The sequence below is a fragment of the Pseudomonas nabeulensis genome (assembly GCF_004682045.1).
GTDB classification, from domain to species: domain Bacteria; phylum Pseudomonadota; class Gammaproteobacteria; order Pseudomonadales; family Pseudomonadaceae; genus Aquipseudomonas; species Aquipseudomonas nabeulensis.
Genome location: NZ_QUZT01000042.1, coordinates 19502 through 36017, shown reverse-complemented (window position 1 = coordinate 36017; position 16516 = coordinate 19502). Strand labels below are relative to the sequence as shown.

Below are 16516 nucleotides of genomic sequence, written 5' to 3'. Positions count from 1 at the left end.
CTGCCGCCCATGATTAAAGATCCTTTTGCCCGTCTGGGCCTGGACCGCGAAGTCCTGACTGTCAGCCAACTCAACGGCCGTGCGCGGGTGTTGCTGGAAGACGTATTCACCAATATCTGGGTCGAAGGCGAGATCTCCAACCTCGCCCGCCCGGCCTCTGGCCATGTGTATTTCACCCTCAAGGACAGCGGCGCCCAAGTGCGTTGCGCGCTGTTTCGCAACAACGCCGCACGGGTGCGCCAGGCGCTGAAAGATGGCCTGGCGGTAAAGGTACGCGGCAAGGTCTCGCTGTTCGAGGGCCGTGGCGACTACCAGTTGATTCTCGACACCGTTGAGCCCGCCGGTGACGGCGCGCTGCGCCTGGCCTTCGATGCCTTGAAGGAAAAACTCAGCGCCGAAGGCTTGTTCAGTGCCGAACGCAAGGTGCCGCTGCCGGCCCATCCTCGGCGCATCGGCATCATCAGTTCGCCGACGGGCGCGGTGATCCGCGACATCATCAGCGTGTTCCGTCGCCGCGCGCCGAATATCGAGCTCACACTCATCCCAACCGCCGTGCAAGGCCGTGAAGCGATCCAGCAGATTGTGCGGGCGTTGAAGCTGGCGGATGCCCGTGGCTTTGATGCGTTGATCCTGGCCCGTGGCGGCGGATCGCTGGAAGACCTTTGGTGCTTCAACGAAGAAGCCGTGGCCCGTGCGGTAGATGCCTGTGTCACGCCCATCGTGAGTGCCGTCGGCCATGAGACCGACGTGTCCATCAGCGATTTCGTCGCCGACGTGCGCGCCCCTACGCCCTCCGCCGCCGCCGAGTTGCTCGCGCCCGACGCCAGCCACCTGGTCCGCCAGGTTGAAAACCTGCATCGCCGCTTGGTGATGCTGATTCGCAACCGTCTGACCCACGACCGTCTGCGCCTGGAAGGCATGGCCCGGCGCCTGCGTCACCCCGGCGAACGTCTGCGCCAGCAGGCCCAGCGCCTGGATGACCTGGACATGCGCCTGCGCCGCGCCTTCGAGCGCAGCCTCAATACCCGTCGCGAACGCCTGATCCGTCTGGAAACCCGCCTGGCCGGCCAGCATCCCGGGCGCCAACTGGCTCTGCTGCGCCAACGCCTGGACAGCCTCGCCGAACGCCTGCCCCGCGCCATGCGCGAAGGCCTCAAGGCGCGTCGCCTGCAACTGCAAAGCCAGATGCAGACGCTGCACGTGGTCAGCCCATTGGCGACCCTCGGCCGTGGCTACAGCATCCTGCTGGACGAGCGTGGCCAGGCGATTCGCAGCGCCGCACAAACCCACACCGGCCAACGCCTGACGGCGCGCCTGGGTGAAGGTCAATTGCAAGTGCGGGTGGAAGACAACCACCTGACACCCGTCACCCTTTCGTTATTGGATTGATCGATGCCTCGTCTACTTAGCCTGTTGATGTTGCTGTGCCTCACCTTTAACGCCCACGCCGACAGCTACATCACCCGCACGCTGAACAAGCCGGTGCCGGGCGGTGTGGCCGTGGTCGAGCTGGGCCCTTCGGCCACGGCGCCGAAAGCCACCTATCAGGGCAAACCCGTACTGGTGGTCAAGGAGCAGGACAACTGGCTGGCGATTGTCGGCATCCCGTTGACGGTCAAGCCTGGCAACGAGCGCATCACCAGCGGCGGGCGCAGCCTGCCGTTTATCGTCGGCTACAAGAAGTACCCGGAACAGCGCATCACGTTAAAGAACAAAAGCCAGGTCAACCCCGACCCGGCCCAGCTCAAGCGCATCGAGGCGGAACTGGCGGTGCAGATCAAGGCCTATCGCAGTTTCAGCCCGAACCTGCCGAGCAATCTGGTGCTGGATAGACCAGTGAACGGGCCGCTGTCGAGCAAGTTTGGCGTACGTCGTTTCTTCAACGGCGAAGAACGCAACCCGCACTCCGGCCTGGACTTCGCCGTGCCGGCCGGCACGCCGATCAAGACGCCAGCCAACGGCAAGGTGATCCTGGTGGGCAACTACTTCTTCAACGGCAACACCGTGTTCGTCGACCATGGCCAGGGCTTTATCAGCATGTTTTGCCATATGTCGAAGATTGATGTGAAAGTCGGCGATCAGCTCACGCGCGGGGCAGTGGTCGGCAAGGTAGGTTCGACGGGGCGCGCAACGGGCCCACATATGCACTGGAACATCAGTCTCAACGATGCGCGGGTGGACCCGGCAATCTTTATTGGCGCGTTCCAGCCCTGAGCGGTGTGCACTGCATCAATTCCGGTGCAGTGTCTTGTCTTTCCTAACATTTACTACAGGAACCAACCCTCATTGAACACTCACCCATCTGACGACTTACAGGGAGCGTAACGACCACCATCAAAACTGCCTTTCGAGGGTCTTCTTATGTTTGCTCTTGGCTACGCGCTGATGCAGCTGTCTTCAGTGCAACGCACTACTCCGCCCACCCCACAGCCCGCACCCGACGTTAAAACCATTTCGCCGCTTCCTCCGGCAAAGCCCTCGGCTTTCACACCCGACTCCCCACCCCTACCCCTACCCGAGTCGTCGGGCATTCCACCGGCTACGGTGCAGTTTCCAAGGCTGGCCAAGCGATTCAAGGTCAGCGATCAGCAAGCCTTCATCATGCAACACGATGATCTCACCCTCGCCATGCAACGCTTGCACAGCCAACAGCCAAGTTTCAGCCAATTCAAACAGCAGCAAGTGGCGTCGATGTTCGCAGGCCAACCCCACCCCGCCCCTGCAAACCTGCCCGTCACGCGCTGGACCCAGTACCCAACGATGCTCCAGGACTTCTGGACCACACCCCGCCCGACGGAACACAACCCGAACGTACGGGTATCACCGCAGAACCAGCTGCTGGCCCTGCACAAACAACAACTGTCGACCCTCGCCGCCTTGCGCGTGAGCGACGGCACGCTGACGGCGGCGAGCAAAACGCTGATCGACAGCGCCCTGCAACACCCCACCCTGGCCGAGCGGGGAAAAGCCTTCGCCGATGGCGCACGTCCAGGTGTGTACCCGCTCACGATCGACGACGGCACCGAGCGCGGCGCATTGCTGGCCGGTACCTTTTTGATTACCCAAACCGACGGTTCCTTTGCCACGCCACCGCCATGGCCCGCAGGCAAATCCCTTGCACTCGATGACGCCCATGGCCCCATCGTGCTGTACACCCCAGGCGAGGGCTTCGAAGAGTTCGCAACGCCGGCCCAGGCCCGCCAGGCCTTGGCAAAACGGCTGGACGAAGGCGGTCTAGGCGCCGACCTGCTGTTGCAAACCCTGCCGCTAGCGCTACAAAACCGCGCCGAGCCGCTCACCGGGGAAGACCTGATGCTCAGCGCAGCACCGCTGGATGGTGATGTACTGGCCGAAGGCATCCCCTGGATGCTCAAGCGTCAGCAGGCAGAAGTCGAGGCGAGCCTGCTTAAAGATCCCCTCTCATCAACGGCCATCGACGCCGCCGCGGACTGGTCCTACCTGCTCGATGGCAGTAATGCCCTGCGGGGACGTAACCAGGCATTGGCGGATGAACTGCAACCCCAGTGGCTGAAAAACCTGAGCCCGGCTCAGAAGGCGCTCTTTACCCACTTGGAGCAAGCGCAAGAGAACAGTGCCAGCGCCCTGGCCCCCTTGATTGAAAGCATTCCCTCCCTGGCAACCTTCGCCCGCGACCGGATGAATGAGGCGATAAAAAAGCGCTACCCGAATGCGGTGGTGAATGCCGACCAACTGATGGTTCAGGTCCGCACCAGAACCCACATCAACAACGGCCGAAAAACCAGCAGCAGTACCCCTTTCGAAAAAAACACACAGGTATCACTCTCCGACCTGGCCCTGAAAAACCCCACCGAGTTCCCGGCGGGTGAAACCGCCACGTTCACGCACACCACGTTCAAACTGCCGTTGACCGACAAACAGGGCAAACCGGTACTCGACACCCATGGCAAGCCCGTTGTGCTGGACACCGACACACTCAAGACGCTGGTCAACACCGCGGATGTCGGCGGTGAATACACCTCCCTGTTGAAAAAAGAACTGGCAACAGACGCCATGACGGGCCAGGCAGGAGTACGACGTGACGCGTGGAAAGCCAGTCAGGCAGACCTGATGAGCAAAGAGGCGTTTCTCGCAACGCTCAACCCGGATGCCTACAAGGCAGAGGCAAAAGACGACAAGACCAGCCAGCGCGGTGCGCAGTGGGTCGACGCCGTATTGGATCACCCCGACCCGGCCGACCGCCCACAGGTCGATGGCGAAACCATTGTGGCTCACGCCCTCGTCCAGCGCGGCCTGCCGGTTCAAGGTGTGATGGTCATCGGCAACAGCAAGGATGCAGAACGGGTGCTGTACACGCCGAATGCCCCCGACGGCATCACCTTCCGTGAAGTAGCAAGCCAACAGGCGCTCAACAGCCTGCTGGATAAAAACGAGTGGAAGCTGTACACCGCGAGCCGCAAGTCGCCGGTCAGTAAAGATGACGTCGCCAAGGCGAAGGAGACGCTCAACAAACACAAATTCGATATAGGCAGGAACCCTTTTGCCGCCATCGATACCTTCGTCAAGGCTCTCAAACTGACAGGTGACACCTCTACCCTCACGCCCATGACCGGCAATAGCCTGGATGCGCTGTATAAACAACACGTGCAGTTGGTGGTCGACAAGGCCGATCACCAATCCGTCAGCAGTGCCGAGGTCGCAGCACAGTCAACGGCCAACAAGGTCCAGTTCGGTGTTGAGGTGGCCATGATCTTCATGGATCTGTTGCCGGTGGCCGGCAAAGGCGCGTCCGCCGTACTCAGGCTAGGAAAGGCCGGTGTAACGGCACTGCGCGCCAACGCAAGCGTCTTGCCCAAGCTGATCAAGAACCCCGCACTGGGGCGCGCGGTCTACGCCGATTTTGCAACGGCTGCGGCAGGTATCCCAGTGATCCGAACCGCGCCGCTACGCCCTGTTGCCAAGGCGCCTTTAAGCGCTATCGAGCCGGTAGCGCGGCCCGTCGGCCCGTCAACAGCCCTGCCCTCGACCAGCAGAGGTATTGTCGCCCCTGCCAAGCTACCCGCCATGACGGAGGTTAACCGTGATCTGAGCGAGTATGCAGTGCCGGACACCGTAATCCAGGGCCGCCCCCTCAGGCCGGACGGTACCTACAATGTCGGTGACAACTTCTATGTGCGCTTTACCGACAGCACAGGGGCGGACCGGGTCTACCAGATCGACTCGGCGTTCCATGCCCGCAACGGACAGGTCAACATCGTCGACCCCACTGCATCGTTGACGGTGTCGAAGGGGAGCCGGATCAAGGCGTCGCTGCAATCGGCCGGTAATGGAGAGTGGCGCTTGAACGAACTGCCTGGCGGTAGACGCCATCGCGGCCGAGTTGCCCCCCCTGCGAACCAAACCTATATGGATCGAGTGCTGTCGGGCCATGCTTCGGGTGATATTGACGGTAATGCTGCAACTACCGGACAAATCAGACGCTGGTTCAGGCGTGACATGGACAACTTTTACAATAATCTGGCAACGAACGGGATGCCCCCACGGCCCAATCTTCCCGTGCTGAAAATCAACAGCAGTCCGGACTCGGCCATTCAAAACACGCTATCGCAACCGGGAGTGCGCGGTTTGGTCCTGGGCGAAGTACATCATGAACCTGCCGCCTATCAGTTAGTCATCGATCAGATGCAAAACTTCAAAAACAACGGCGTTACAACCCTTTACGTAGAAGGTGCACCTTTTCTCCAGGGCTCACCCAACGCTCTCAATCCGCCGCTGCGCACCTCGGATTCCCCCACGTTTGGCCAGCATCCTTACCATCCAGACTTTATCGATGGACCGCAGTTGGCAGACATCATCAATGAAGCCGATAAATACGGAATAGAAGTCATAGGCCTTGAACACCCGCAACTGACGTGGCGAACCGACAACCAAGTAAACAGGAGCCTGTACACACATGCACGGGGCGGGGAGTCGCGTCTGAAAGAGTTCAATTATCATGCGGCAAAAATCATTGAGCGAACCCCACCCGGAGAGAAGTTCGTAGCCGTCGTCGGGAAGTCCCATATGAATACGGATTACGGGGTGCCCGGCATTGCAGAATTGACCAGCGGCGTCGGGGTCTCTGTCTCTCCCGCTCTTAAGGGCGGCTCAAGCATCGCCAGTCAGCCGATTCACACGCCGCAGCCACTTAAACTGATGCGCGGCACAAGTGAACCAGAGCCTTATGGCGATATTCACGTCGATTACAATATCGACTCATTGGTCGTCTGATTACACCTCTCAGACTTTTCTCACGCGGGTCGCAACCCGCGCGAGAAACAATTGCGCCAAAGCGAAAATACAGAGCAATAAAAAACCAAAATAATCCGATAAACAAAAGAAATAAATCATGTAAACGCAAAAAAACGGAAATTATCTCAATTTTTCCTCACAACTTGCCATCTACCCTCGCCCCGGTTAGGGTTGAGTCCATGAAAACCTCTCACACCCTCATTCAGCTTCGCCAGCACCGCAGCCTGTGCCTCGTCAGCGCACGACTGCCAGGCTGAATCGATCTGCCTCGTCTCCCGCTTTATCCCTAATAAACGCTTCTGGCAGGCCGCCTTTTCTCGGCCCTACAACAAAGGATTTCCCGATGAGCATGCTCAAAGACCCGTCTTCGAAGTACCGCGCGTTCCCGACCATCGACATCCCGGACCGCACCTGGCCGTCGAAAACCATCACCACCGCGCCGATCTGGTGCAGCTCCGACCTGCGTGATGGCAACCAGTCACTGATCGAGCCGATGGACGCGGTGAAGAAGCTGCGCTTCTGGAAGACGCTGGTCGCCGTCGGCGTAAAAGAAATCGAGGCATCGTTCCCCGCCGCATCGCAAACCGACTTTGACTTTGTGCGCACCCTGATCGAAGACGGCCACATCCCCGAGGACACCACCATCCAGGTGCTGACCCAGGGCCGTGAAGACCTGATCGCGCGTACCTTCGAATCCCTGCGCGGCGCCAAAAAGGCCATCGTGCACTTGTACAACGCCACGTCGCCGTCCTTCCGCCGCATCGTGTTCAACCAGGACAAGGACGGCATCAAGGCCATCGCGGTCAACGCCGCCAAGCTGTTCGTCAAATACGCGGCCCAGCAGCCAGAAACCCAGTGGACCTTCGAATACTCGCCGGAAACGTTCAGCGCCACCGAACTGGAATTCGCCAAGGAAGTCTGTGACGCAGTGATCGAGGTGTGGAACCCGACGCCTGAGCACAAGATGATCCTCAACCTGCCGGCCACTGTTGAGTGCGCCACGCCGAACATCTATGCCGACCAGATCGAGTGGTTCGGTCGCCATATCAACCGTCGTGACAGCGTGATCATCAGCCTGCACACCCACAACGACCGTGGCACCGGCGTGGCCGCTACCGAGCTGGGCCTGATGGCCGGCGCCGACCGTGTCGAAGGCTGCCTGTTCGGCAACGGCGAGCGTACCGGTAACGTCGACCTGGTGACCGTGGCCCTGAACATGTACACCCAGGGTCTGGACCCACAACTGGACTTCTCCGACATCGACGGCGTGCGCAAGGTCGTCGAGGAATGCAACCAGATCCAGGTGCACCCACGCCACCCGTATGTGGGCGACCTGGTGCACACCGCGTTCTCCGGCTCCCACCAGGACGCAATCCGCAAGGGCTTCAGCCAGCAGAAAGACGACGCCCTGTGGGAAGTGCCGTACTTGCCGATTGACCCGGCTGACATCGGCCGCAGCTACGAAGCCGTAATCCGCGTGAACAGCCAGTCCGGCAAAGGCGGTATTGCCTACCTGCTGGAGCAGGAATATGACATCAGCTTGCCGCGTCGCATGCAGATCGAGTTCAGCCAGGTGGTTCAGGCTGAAACCGACCGCGTTGGCCTGGAAATGACTGCACCGCAGATCTACGCCTTGCTGCAGCGTGAATACCTGCAAGCCAACACCCCGTACGCGCTGGTCAGCCATCGCCTGCAGGAAGAGAACGGCAACAGCTTTGTCGAAGTGGAAGTCGCCGGCAAAGGCCAGGGCGAAACCAACTTGCACTGGAAAGGCAAAGGCAACGGCGCGCTGGAAGCGCTGGTAGCCGGCCTGCCGATTGGTGTGGAGATCATGGACTACAACGAACATGCGATTGGTGCGGGCACCAATGCCAAGGCGGCGGCCTACATTGAGCTGCGTGTGAACGGTGAGCGTCCGGTGCATGGTGTGGGCATTGATGAAAACATCACCACGGCCAGCTTCAAGGCACTGTTCAGTGCGCTGAACCGCTCGTTGAGCCAGCAGGAAGCCAAGGCGGCGTAAGTCTGCTGCGGAAAATGTGAAAGGCCCCTGGATGTGAGTTCAGGGGCCTTTTTTTGTGTTGCCTGTGAGGGCCTCATCGGGGGCAAGTCGAATCGTCGCACCGCCCCTCCCACATTTTGAATGTATTCACAGATCAAAGTGTGGGAGGGGCGGTGCGACGATTCGACTTGCCCCCGATGGCGGTCTGTCAGACAAACTGAAATGTATCGGCATCCAGATTCGCCGGAAACCGCGTGCGATACGCCGCCAATTCCGCCGCATCCAGGTTCACCTGAAACACCCCATCCGCCTCCCCCGCACTCAGCAGGGTCTCGCCTTGAAAGTCCAACACTTGGCTGTCTCCGGTATAGGCAAAGCCCTTGCCGTCCATGCCGACGCGATTCACGGCAGCCACATAACACAGGTTTTCGATAGCCCGCGCCGGCAACAACCGGTTCCAGTGCAAACGCCGCGCGCCCGGCCAATTGGCGGTGTACAGCAGCAAGTCGGTGTCCTGCGCATCGCGGCTCCACACCGGGAAACGCAGGTCATAGCAAATCAGCGGGCGTATGCGCCAGCCCTTCACTTCAAACTGCACCTGACGCTCGCCGGGGGTGTAGTGATGGTGTTCACCCGCCATGCGAAACAGATGGCGCTTGTCATAGTGCAACACCTCGCCATCCGGCCGCGCCCACAGCAGGCGGTTGCGATGACTGCCGTCGGCGGCCTGAATGATCACACTGCCGGTGATCACCGCGTTGTATTTGGCGGCCTGCGCTTTAAGCCAGTGATGAGTCGGGCCGTGTTCCGGCTCGGCCAGGGTGGCCGACTCCATGGAGAAGCCGGTGGTGAACATCTCCGGTAGCACGATCAAGTCGGCGCCCTTGGCCTGTTCCAACAGCAGTTCGAAATGCTCAAGGTTAGCCTGACGGTCGTGCCAGGCCAGGCTGGTCTGGACCAGGGCGATGTTCAGGTTCGGCAATGCACTCAGATCACGCATAGTTTCTCGGCTGCTTGGCGCAGCGTCTCCTCGCGTTTGGCAAAACACAGGCGCACCAGGCGCTGGCCTTGGGGTGGGGTCTGGTAGAACACCGAGACCGGGATGGTCGCCACACCGTGCTCGCGGGTCATCCACAGGGACATGGCGACGTCATCCAGGTCTGGGCGAATCTGTGAGTAATCCACCAATTGGAAGTAGGTGCCGGCCACTCGGTTAAAGCTGAAACGCGACGGCGCCAGCAGGTCGCAGAACAGGTCGCGCTTGGCCTGGTAAAAGGCCGGCAGTTCTTCCACATGTTCGGGATGTTCGGCCATGAAGTCGGCCAGCGCGAACTGCAATGGCGTCACACCGCAGAAGTTGACGTATTGATGGACCTTGCGCAGTTCGGCAGTCAGGGCCGGTGGCGCCACCACATAGCCGGTCTTCCAGCCGGTCACGTGATAGGTCTTGCCGAAGGAGCTGACAACGAACGCACGCTGATACAGCTCTTCGTGGGCCAGCACGCTGACGTGGGGCACGCCGTCAAACACCAGGTGTTCGTAAACCTCATCGCTGACCAGATAGATATCGCGGTCGCGGATCAATTCGGCCAACTGGTCCAGCTCGGCGCGGCTGATCAAGGCGCCTGTGGGGTTGTGCGGGGTGTTGAGGATGATCATGCGTGTGCGTGGCGACAGCGCGGCCTTGATCTGCTCAAAATCCAGCGCAAAGCCTTGCAGGCTCAATTGCACATGCACGCAGCGCCCGCCGGCCAACTCAACCGAAGGCTCGTAGCTGTCGTAGCACGGGTCGAACACGATGACTTCATCGCCATTATGGATTACGGCCTGGATCGCGCAGAAGATCGCCTCGGTGGCACCTGGGGTGATGGTCACTTCACTGTCGGCATTGACCGTGGCGCCATAGCTGCGGGCAATCTTGGCCGCCACCTGCTGGCGCAACACCGGCAGGCCGGTCATTGGCGCGTATTGGTTGTGGCCGAGGGCGATATGCTTGCCCACCGCATCGAGTAAACCCTGGGGGCCATTGAAGTCCGGGAAACCTTGGGACAGGTTCAGCGCGCCGGTTTCGGCGGCGAGTTGTGACATGGTGGTGAAAATGGTTGTGCCGACATTCGGCAGCTTGCTGGTGATCATCAAAAGGCCCCTGCAGGTGAGCCCCAAGTTTTAAGCTGCCAGTCGCATCGGGTCAAGGCACAAACCGTCGCGCACAAAAAAGGGCTCATCAAGAGCCCTTTTTGCGAGGTCGGAATCAGCGCTTGTCGCGGCGCTTCTTGTCGGCCTTCTTGTGGTGCGTCATCAAGCGACGCTTCTTGTTCACCTGACGGTCAGTCAGGGTGTTCTTGTTGCCTTCGTACGGGTTATCCCCGCCCTTGAACTCGATACGGATCGGCGTACCGACCAGCTTCAAGACACGGCGATAGGTGTTTTCCAGGTAACGCACGTAGGACTTTGGCACCTTCTCGATCTGGTTACCGTGGATCACGATAATCGGCGGGTTGGCACCACCCAAGTGGGCGTAACGCAGCTTGATCCGGCGGTTGTTGACCATCGGCGGGGCGTGCTCGCCAACGGCGTCTTCGAGGATCTGGGTCAGGCGATTGGTTGGCCAGCGGGTCACTGCAGACTTGAACGAGTTCTGGACGGACGCGTAGAGGTTGCCCACGCCAGTACCGTGCAGCGCCGAGATGAAGTGGATATCAGCGAACTCGACGAAGAACAGGCGACGTTGCAGCTCGATCTTGACGAAATCGCGCTCGCTCGGCGTCATGCCATCCCACTTGTTGATCGCGATCACCAATGCCCGACCGGCCTCCAGGGCAAAGCCCAGCAGGTTGAGGTCGTGGTCCACCACGCCTTCGCGCGCGTCCATCACGAAGATCACCACGTTGGCGTCTTTGATCGCTTGCAGGGTTTTGACCACCGAGAACTTTTCAACTTCCTCGTGGATCTTGCCGCGCTTGCGCACACCGGCGGTGTCGATCAGCGTGTACTTTTCCTCGTTGCGTTCGAACGGGATGTAGATGCTGTCGCGGGTGGTGCCGGGCTGGTCGTAGACGATCACGCGGTCTTCACCGAGCATGCGGTTGACCAGCGTGGACTTGCCCACGTTAGGACGACCGATGATGGCGATCTTGATACCGTCTTTTTCGCTCGGGCCAGGAATACGCTTGGCTTCCTCACCTTCGGCAACGATCTCTTCTTCGCCCTCTTCTTCCTCGACGTCATCCTTGGGGAAATCGCGCAGGGCAATTTCCAGCATCTGGCTGATGCCGCGACCATGGGCGCCAGCGATCGGGATCGCGTCACCCAGGCCCATCGGGCTGAATTCGGCGCGGGCCAGTTCAGGATCGATGTTGTCGATCTTGTTGGCGACCACATAGGAACGCTTGTTGCGCTTGCGCAGGTGCTCGCCAATCATCTGGTCGGCGGCGGTGTAGCCCGCACGGGCATCCACCAGGAACAACACGACATCGGCTTCTTCAATGGCGAGCAGCGATTGCTCGGCCATTTTTTCGTCCATGCCATGCTCGTCACCGGAGATACCACCGGTGTCGACAATAATGTAGGAGCGCCCTTGCCACTTTGCCTCACCGTATTGGCGATCACGGGTCAGACCGGACAAGTCGCCGACGATGGCGTCGCGAGTCCTGGTCAGGCGGTTGAACAAGGTGGACTTGCCGACGTTAGGTCGGCCCACCAGGGCGATTACGGGAACCATGCGGCTCTCCACTTCGTTATTTCAGAAAATACAAAAGCCGCTGCATGGCAGCGGCTGGTGCTCGACTGTAGGAGCGAGCTTGCTGTGGCGAGGGAGCTTGCTCCCGCTGGGCTGCGCAGCAGCCCCAAAACCAGGCGTTCGAGATGCATCAGATGCATCCGGTTCGCCGGTTTGGGAGCGCTTCGCGCTCCAGCGGGAGCAAGCTCCCTCGCCACATGACCTTCGCTCCTACAGGTGAAGCTGCTTGAGGGTTACCTCCCAAGCATAGTTCTTACTTGATGGTCAGGGCTTCCAGCTTGCCGCTGTTGCCAAACACATAAAGCATGTTACCCACGACCAGCGGACGCGCACGCAAGCCGTCGCTGTCGATACGCTCGCGACCGACAAAGCGACCGTCTACCTGGCTCAGCAGGTGCAGGTAGCCTTCAAAGTCGCCAACCGCTACGTAGCTGGAGAACACTTCCGGTGCCGACAGCTGACGGCGAGCCAGGGAGTCGTTGCTCCACAGTGCAGTGGTGGAACGCTCGTCGACACTTTCAACGGTGCCGGACGCCAGGCTGACGTAGACGCTGCCAAACCCTTGGGCGACACCGGCGTAGCTGGAAGCATCACGCTGCCAGTTCACACGACCGCTCTGCAGGTCCAGTGCCGCTACACGGCCCTGGTAGGTGGCGACATAGATAGTTTCACCCGACAGCAGCAGGCCGCCGTCGATGTCCACTACGCGATCCAGCTCGGAACGGCCTTGCGGGATAGCCACACGGGTTTCCCAGGCCGGCACGCCGTTCTGGGTATCGAGGGCGACCACTTTACCGGTGGACAGGCCTGCAACGGCCAGATTATTGGTCACAATCGGACCACTGGTGCCGCGCAGGGTCAACACCGCAGGGGTGCTGTCGTACAACCAACGCTGTTCGCCGGTGCTGGCGTCGAGGCCAATGATACGGTCGTCCTGGGTCTGCACCACGACGATATCGCCGTTGGTGGCAGGCGGTGCGAGCACTTCACTGGTCACGCGAGCGCGCCATTTCTCTTCACCGGTGCTGGAGTCCAGCGCCACGACTTCGCCCTTGAGCGTGCCGAGCATCACCAGGCCATAACCCACGCCAACGGCGCCGGACACAGGCAATTCGAGGTCTTTTTTCCACTTCACGTCGCCGTTCATGCGATCCATGGAGATCACTACGCCGGTCACGTCAGCGGCCACAATGTTGTCACCGTCGATTGCCGGTACCAACATGTTGTAGGTCTCGCCCTGGCCATCACCGATGGAGCGGCTCCACTGCTTTTGCAGGACCACTTCTTCCTTGAAGCTGGTGAGCTCCGCAGGCGGCAGTTCTTTCTTGCTGTTGCTGCTGCAACCCGCGGCCAGAACGGCCAGAGCCAGCAATGCTGCATGTTTCCAACGGATCACGTCACGCATCCCCTTTGGCCAAGTCGTCCAGCTTGATTTGTAAGCCACCGACCGCCGCTTCATCAGACAGCGCCGCCTTGGCTTTTTGGTACGCAGCATTGGCTTCGTCGGTACGACCCAATTGGACCAACAGGTCGCCCTTGAGCTCTTCGCGAGTGGCTACAAATGCCTTGTCAGCATCGCCGTCGAGCAGTTTGAGTGCTTCGTCAGCCTTGTTCTGTGCCGCCAGTACCTGGGCCAGGCGCTGACGTGCGATTTCACCCAGGGTCGGGTTGGTCGGCTTGTCGGCAATGGCCTTGAGTTCTGCAGCGGCATCATCCAGCTTGCCGGTATCGACCGCAACTTTCGCGACGAACAGGCTGCCGTATTGGGCGTAGGTGCTACCGCCGAATTCGTTTTTCAGCTTGCCGGCCAGGTCTGCAACCTGGGCAGGATCAGGCTTGCCGTCCGGTGTCAGAGTGGTTTCCAGCAATTGCTGATACAGGATCGAGGCGCCTTGGGATTGGTTGGCCTGATACTTGTGCCAGGCTTGCCAGCCGAACACCACCACTAAAGCCAGCAGGCCGCCAGTAACCAGCGGCTTGCCGTTACGCTGCCACCAGTCCTTGAACTCGGCCAGTTGATCATCATCAGAACTCGACACCCCAATACTCCTTAATCGCTAAATTCGGCTGTTCGACAGCTTCAACCCTGCACGACGCAGGTGGCCAAGTGCGCAGCGAGCGCATCAAAGGCAATGTTCTGTTGCTCGCCCTGGCCACGCAGGGGTTTGAAACCTATCACTTGCTGGGCCAATTCGTCATCGCCCAGGATGAGTGCGTACAGCGCACCGCTCTTGTCGGCCTTCTTGAACTGGCTCTTGAAGCTGCCAGCGCCGGCATTGACCTGCAGGCGCAGGTTCGGCAGTTGGTCACGCACCTTCTCGCTCAAGGCCAGGGCGGCCAGTTCGGCGGCCTCGCCAAAGGCACAAAGGTACACGTCCACCTGACGGGAGATTTCTTCCGGGACCTTTTCCAGGGTCTCCAGCAGCAGGATCAGCCGCTCGATACCCATGGCAAAACCCACGCCGGTGGTCGGCTTGCCGCCCATTTGCTCGACCAGGCCGTCGTAGCGCCCCCCGGCGCACACGGTGCCCTGGGCGCCGAGCTTGTCGGTGACCCACTCGAATACGGTCTTGCTGTAGTAATCCAGGCCGCGCACCAGTTTGGTGTTGATCACGAACGGAATACCAGCTGCATCCAGACGAGCCTTGAGGCCCTCGAAGTGAATGCGCGATTCATCGTCCAGGTAGTCGGCCATCTTCGGCGCATCGACCAGTACGGCTTGGGTATCGGCGTTCTTGGTATCGAGGACACGCAGCGGGTTGGTTTTCAGACGGCGCTGGCTGTCTTCGTCCAATTTGTCCAGGTGGGCCGACAGGTACTCGACCAGGGCCACTTTGTAACGGCCCCGGGATTCGCTGGTGCCCAGGCTGTTGAGTTCAAGCTTGACCGCGTCGCGGATACCCAACAGGCCCCACAGACGCCAGGTCAACACGATCAGCTCGGCATCAATATCCGGACCGTCGATGTTGAACACTTCAAGGCCGATCTGGTGGAACTGGCGATAACGACCCTTTTGCGGGCGCTCGTGGCGGAACATCGGGCCGATGTACCACAGCTTCTGCGGCTGGCCGGCACCGGTCAGGCCATGCTCAAGCACGGCGCGCACGCACGCGGCGGTGCCTTCCGGACGCAGGGTCAGGGAGTCGCCGTTGCGGTCTTCAAAGGTGTACATCTCTTTTTCGACGATGTCGGTCACTTCACCGATGGAGCGCTTGAACAGCTCGGTGAACTCGACGATCGGCATGCGGATCTGCTTGTAACCGTAGTTATCCAGCAGGCGCGCGACAGTGCCTTCGAAATAACGCCACAGCGGCGTCTGCTCCGGCAGGATGTCGTTCATGCCACGAATGGCTTGCAGAGACTTGCTCACATCAAATCCTTAAATTCGTTCAATCAGCCGCGCGCGATCAGCGCTGCGTCAGCCGCGACCTTCTCGGCCGCTTTCTCGCGGATCAGTCTTTCGAGCTCATCCACCAGATTGTCATTCGTTAACTTCTGCGACGGCTTGCCGTCGATATAAATCAGGTTCGGTGTACCGCCGGTCAGGCCCACATGGGCCTCCTTGGCTTCGCCCGGCCCGTTGACCACGCAACCGATCACCGCAACATCCAGCGGCACCAGCAGGTCATCGAGGCGCCCTTCAAGTTCGTTCATGGTTTTCACCACGTCGAAGTTCTGCCGCGAGCAGCTCGGACAGGCAATGAAGTTGATGCCGCGGGAGCGCAAACGCAGGGATTTGAGAATGTCGTAGCCGACTTTCACTTCCTCTACCGGGTCTGCCGCCAGGGAGATGCGGATAGTATCGCCAATCCCTTCGGCGAGCAGCATACCGAGACCCACCGCAGATTTCACTGTGCCTGAGCGTAAACCGCCGGCTTCGGTGATACCCAGGTGCAGCGGCTGCACGATTTCCTTGGCCAGCAGACGGTAGGCTTCTACCGCCATGAACACGTCGGAAGCCTTTACGCTGACCTTGAAGTCCTGGAAATTCAGGCGCTCAAGGTGTTCAACGTGGCGCAGTGCCGACTCCACCAGTGCTGCGGGAGTCGGTTCGCCGTACTTCTTTTGCAGGTCTTTTTCCAGGGAACCGGCGTTGACACCGATGCGGATTGGAATGCCGCGATCACGAGCCGCATCGACCACGGCGCGCACACGGTCTTCACGACCGATGTTGCCCGGGTTGATACGCAGGCAATCCACGCCCAGTTCGGCTACACGCAAGGCGATCTTGTAGTCGAAGTGGATGTCGGCCACCAACGGCACCTTGACCAGTTGCTTGATGCGGCCGAAGGCCTCGGCAGCGTCCATGTCGGGTACGGATACCCGCACGATGTCTACGCCGGCCGCTTCCAGACGGTTGATCTGGGCGACGGTGGCGGCGACATCGTTGGTGTCGCTGTTGGTCATGCTCTGCACCGCGATGGGGGCGTCCCCACCCACCGGCACTGAGCCAACCCAGATCTTGCGCGATACGCGACGTTTGATTGGAGATTCGCCGTGCATGA

The 16516-nt window shown here is 60.2% G+C and carries 11 protein-coding genes; 4 read left to right on the top strand and 7 right to left on the bottom strand.

Translation table 11 applies throughout. The annotated features are described in order from the left end of the window. Positions 1-9 precede the first annotated feature (9 nt). From xseA to leuA, 4 genes are all read left to right on the top strand, one after another. A complete protein-coding gene (xseA, locus tag DYL61_RS20610) occupies positions 10-1389 on the top strand; it encodes an exodeoxyribonuclease VII large subunit (protein ID WP_135309854.1) in 1380 nt (459 codons plus the stop codon). Between the two features lie 3 nt (positions 1390-1392). Continuing rightward, entirely contained in the window at positions 1393-2214 is an 822-nt protein-coding gene (locus DYL61_RS20605; protein WP_135309853.1) for a M23 family metallopeptidase, read from the top strand. A gap of 147 nt (positions 2215-2361) precedes the next feature. Next, the gene (locus DYL61_RS20600) at positions 2362-6249 is read left to right on the top strand and encodes a membrane-targeted effector domain-containing toxin (RefSeq protein ID WP_135309852.1); all 3888 of its coding nucleotides are present in this window, start codon (positions 2362-2364) and stop codon (positions 6247-6249) included. Between the two features lie 364 nt (positions 6250-6613). Continuing rightward, the gene (gene leuA / locus DYL61_RS20590; RefSeq protein WP_105699515.1) at positions 6614-8293 is read left to right on the top strand and encodes a 2-isopropylmalate synthase; all 1680 of its coding nucleotides are present in this window, start codon (positions 6614-6616) and stop codon (positions 8291-8293) included. A gap of 187 nt (positions 8294-8480) precedes the next feature. On the opposite strand, the gene DYL61_RS20585 is transcribed toward leuA, so the two are convergent. The 7 genes from DYL61_RS20585 to ispG form a co-directional block, all read right to left on the bottom strand. Then, complete coding sequence (locus DYL61_RS20585) at positions 8481-9272, bottom strand: amidohydrolase (RefSeq protein WP_135309851.1); 792 nt, start codon at positions 9270-9272, stop codon at positions 8481-8483. Beyond that, the gene (locus tag DYL61_RS20580; RefSeq protein ID WP_135309850.1) at positions 9260-10408 is read right to left on the bottom strand and encodes a pyridoxal phosphate-dependent aminotransferase; all 1149 of its coding nucleotides are present in this window, start codon (positions 10406-10408) and stop codon (positions 9260-9262) included. The genes DYL61_RS20585 and DYL61_RS20580 overlap by 13 nt, the downstream gene beginning before the upstream one ends. Before the next feature lie 115 nt (positions 10409-10523). Further along, positions 10524-11993: a ribosome biogenesis GTPase Der gene (gene der, locus DYL61_RS20575; protein WP_105699511.1), complete on the bottom strand. Its 1470-nt coding sequence runs from the start codon at positions 11991-11993 to the stop codon at positions 10524-10526. Between the two features lie 271 nt (positions 11994-12264). Continuing rightward, complete coding sequence (bamB, locus tag DYL61_RS20570) at positions 12265-13416, bottom strand: outer membrane protein assembly factor BamB (protein WP_135309849.1); 1152 nt, start codon at positions 13414-13416, stop codon at positions 12265-12267. After that, complete coding sequence (locus DYL61_RS20565; protein ID WP_135309848.1) at positions 13409-14050, bottom strand: YfgM family protein; 642 nt, start codon at positions 14048-14050, stop codon at positions 13409-13411. The genes bamB and DYL61_RS20565 overlap by 8 nt, the downstream gene beginning before the upstream one ends. Before the next feature lie 41 nt (positions 14051-14091). Next, positions 14092-15381: a histidine--tRNA ligase gene (hisS, locus tag DYL61_RS20560; RefSeq protein ID WP_105699504.1), complete on the bottom strand. Its 1290-nt coding sequence runs from the start codon at positions 15379-15381 to the stop codon at positions 14092-14094. A gap of 23 nt (positions 15382-15404) precedes the next feature. Continuing rightward, positions 15405-16514 carry a flavodoxin-dependent (E)-4-hydroxy-3-methylbut-2-enyl-diphosphate synthase gene (ispG, locus tag DYL61_RS20555; RefSeq protein WP_105699503.1) on the bottom strand — a complete coding sequence of 370 codons (1110 nt, stop codon included), beginning with the start codon at positions 16512-16514 and terminating at the stop codon, positions 15405-15407. Positions 16515-16516 lie beyond the last annotated feature (2 nt).

Bases quoted from the DNA above. Each gene is read 5' to 3' on its own strand.
- DYL61_RS20585 (WP_135309851.1), bottom strand. From the start codon at position 9,272: ATGCGTGATCTGAGTGCATTGCCGAACCTGAACATCGCCCTGGTCCAG.
- der (WP_105699511.1), bottom strand. From the start codon at position 11,993: ATGGTTCCCGTAATCGCCCTGGTGGGCCGACCTAACGTCGGCAAGTCC.
- DYL61_RS20605 (WP_135309853.1), top strand. From the start codon at position 1,393: ATGCCTCGTCTACTTAGCCTGTTGATGTTGCTGTGCCTCACCTTTAAC.
- DYL61_RS20580 (WP_135309850.1), bottom strand. From the start codon at position 10,408: ATGATCACCAGCAAGCTGCCGAATGTCGGCACAACCATTTTCACCACC.
- DYL61_RS20600 (WP_135309852.1), top strand. From the start codon at position 2,362: ATGTTTGCTCTTGGCTACGCGCTGATGCAGCTGTCTTCAGTGCAACGC.
- xseA (WP_135309854.1), top strand. From the start codon at position 10: ATGATTAAAGATCCTTTTGCCCGTCTGGGCCTGGACCGCGAAGTCCTG.
- bamB (WP_135309849.1), bottom strand. From the start codon at position 13,416: ATGCGTGACGTGATCCGTTGGAAACATGCAGCATTGCTGGCTCTGGCC.
- ispG (WP_105699503.1), bottom strand. From the start codon at position 16,514: ATGCACGGCGAATCTCCAATCAAACGTCGCGTATCGCGCAAGATCTGG.
- leuA (WP_105699515.1), top strand. From the start codon at position 6,614: ATGAGCATGCTCAAAGACCCGTCTTCGAAGTACCGCGCGTTCCCGACC.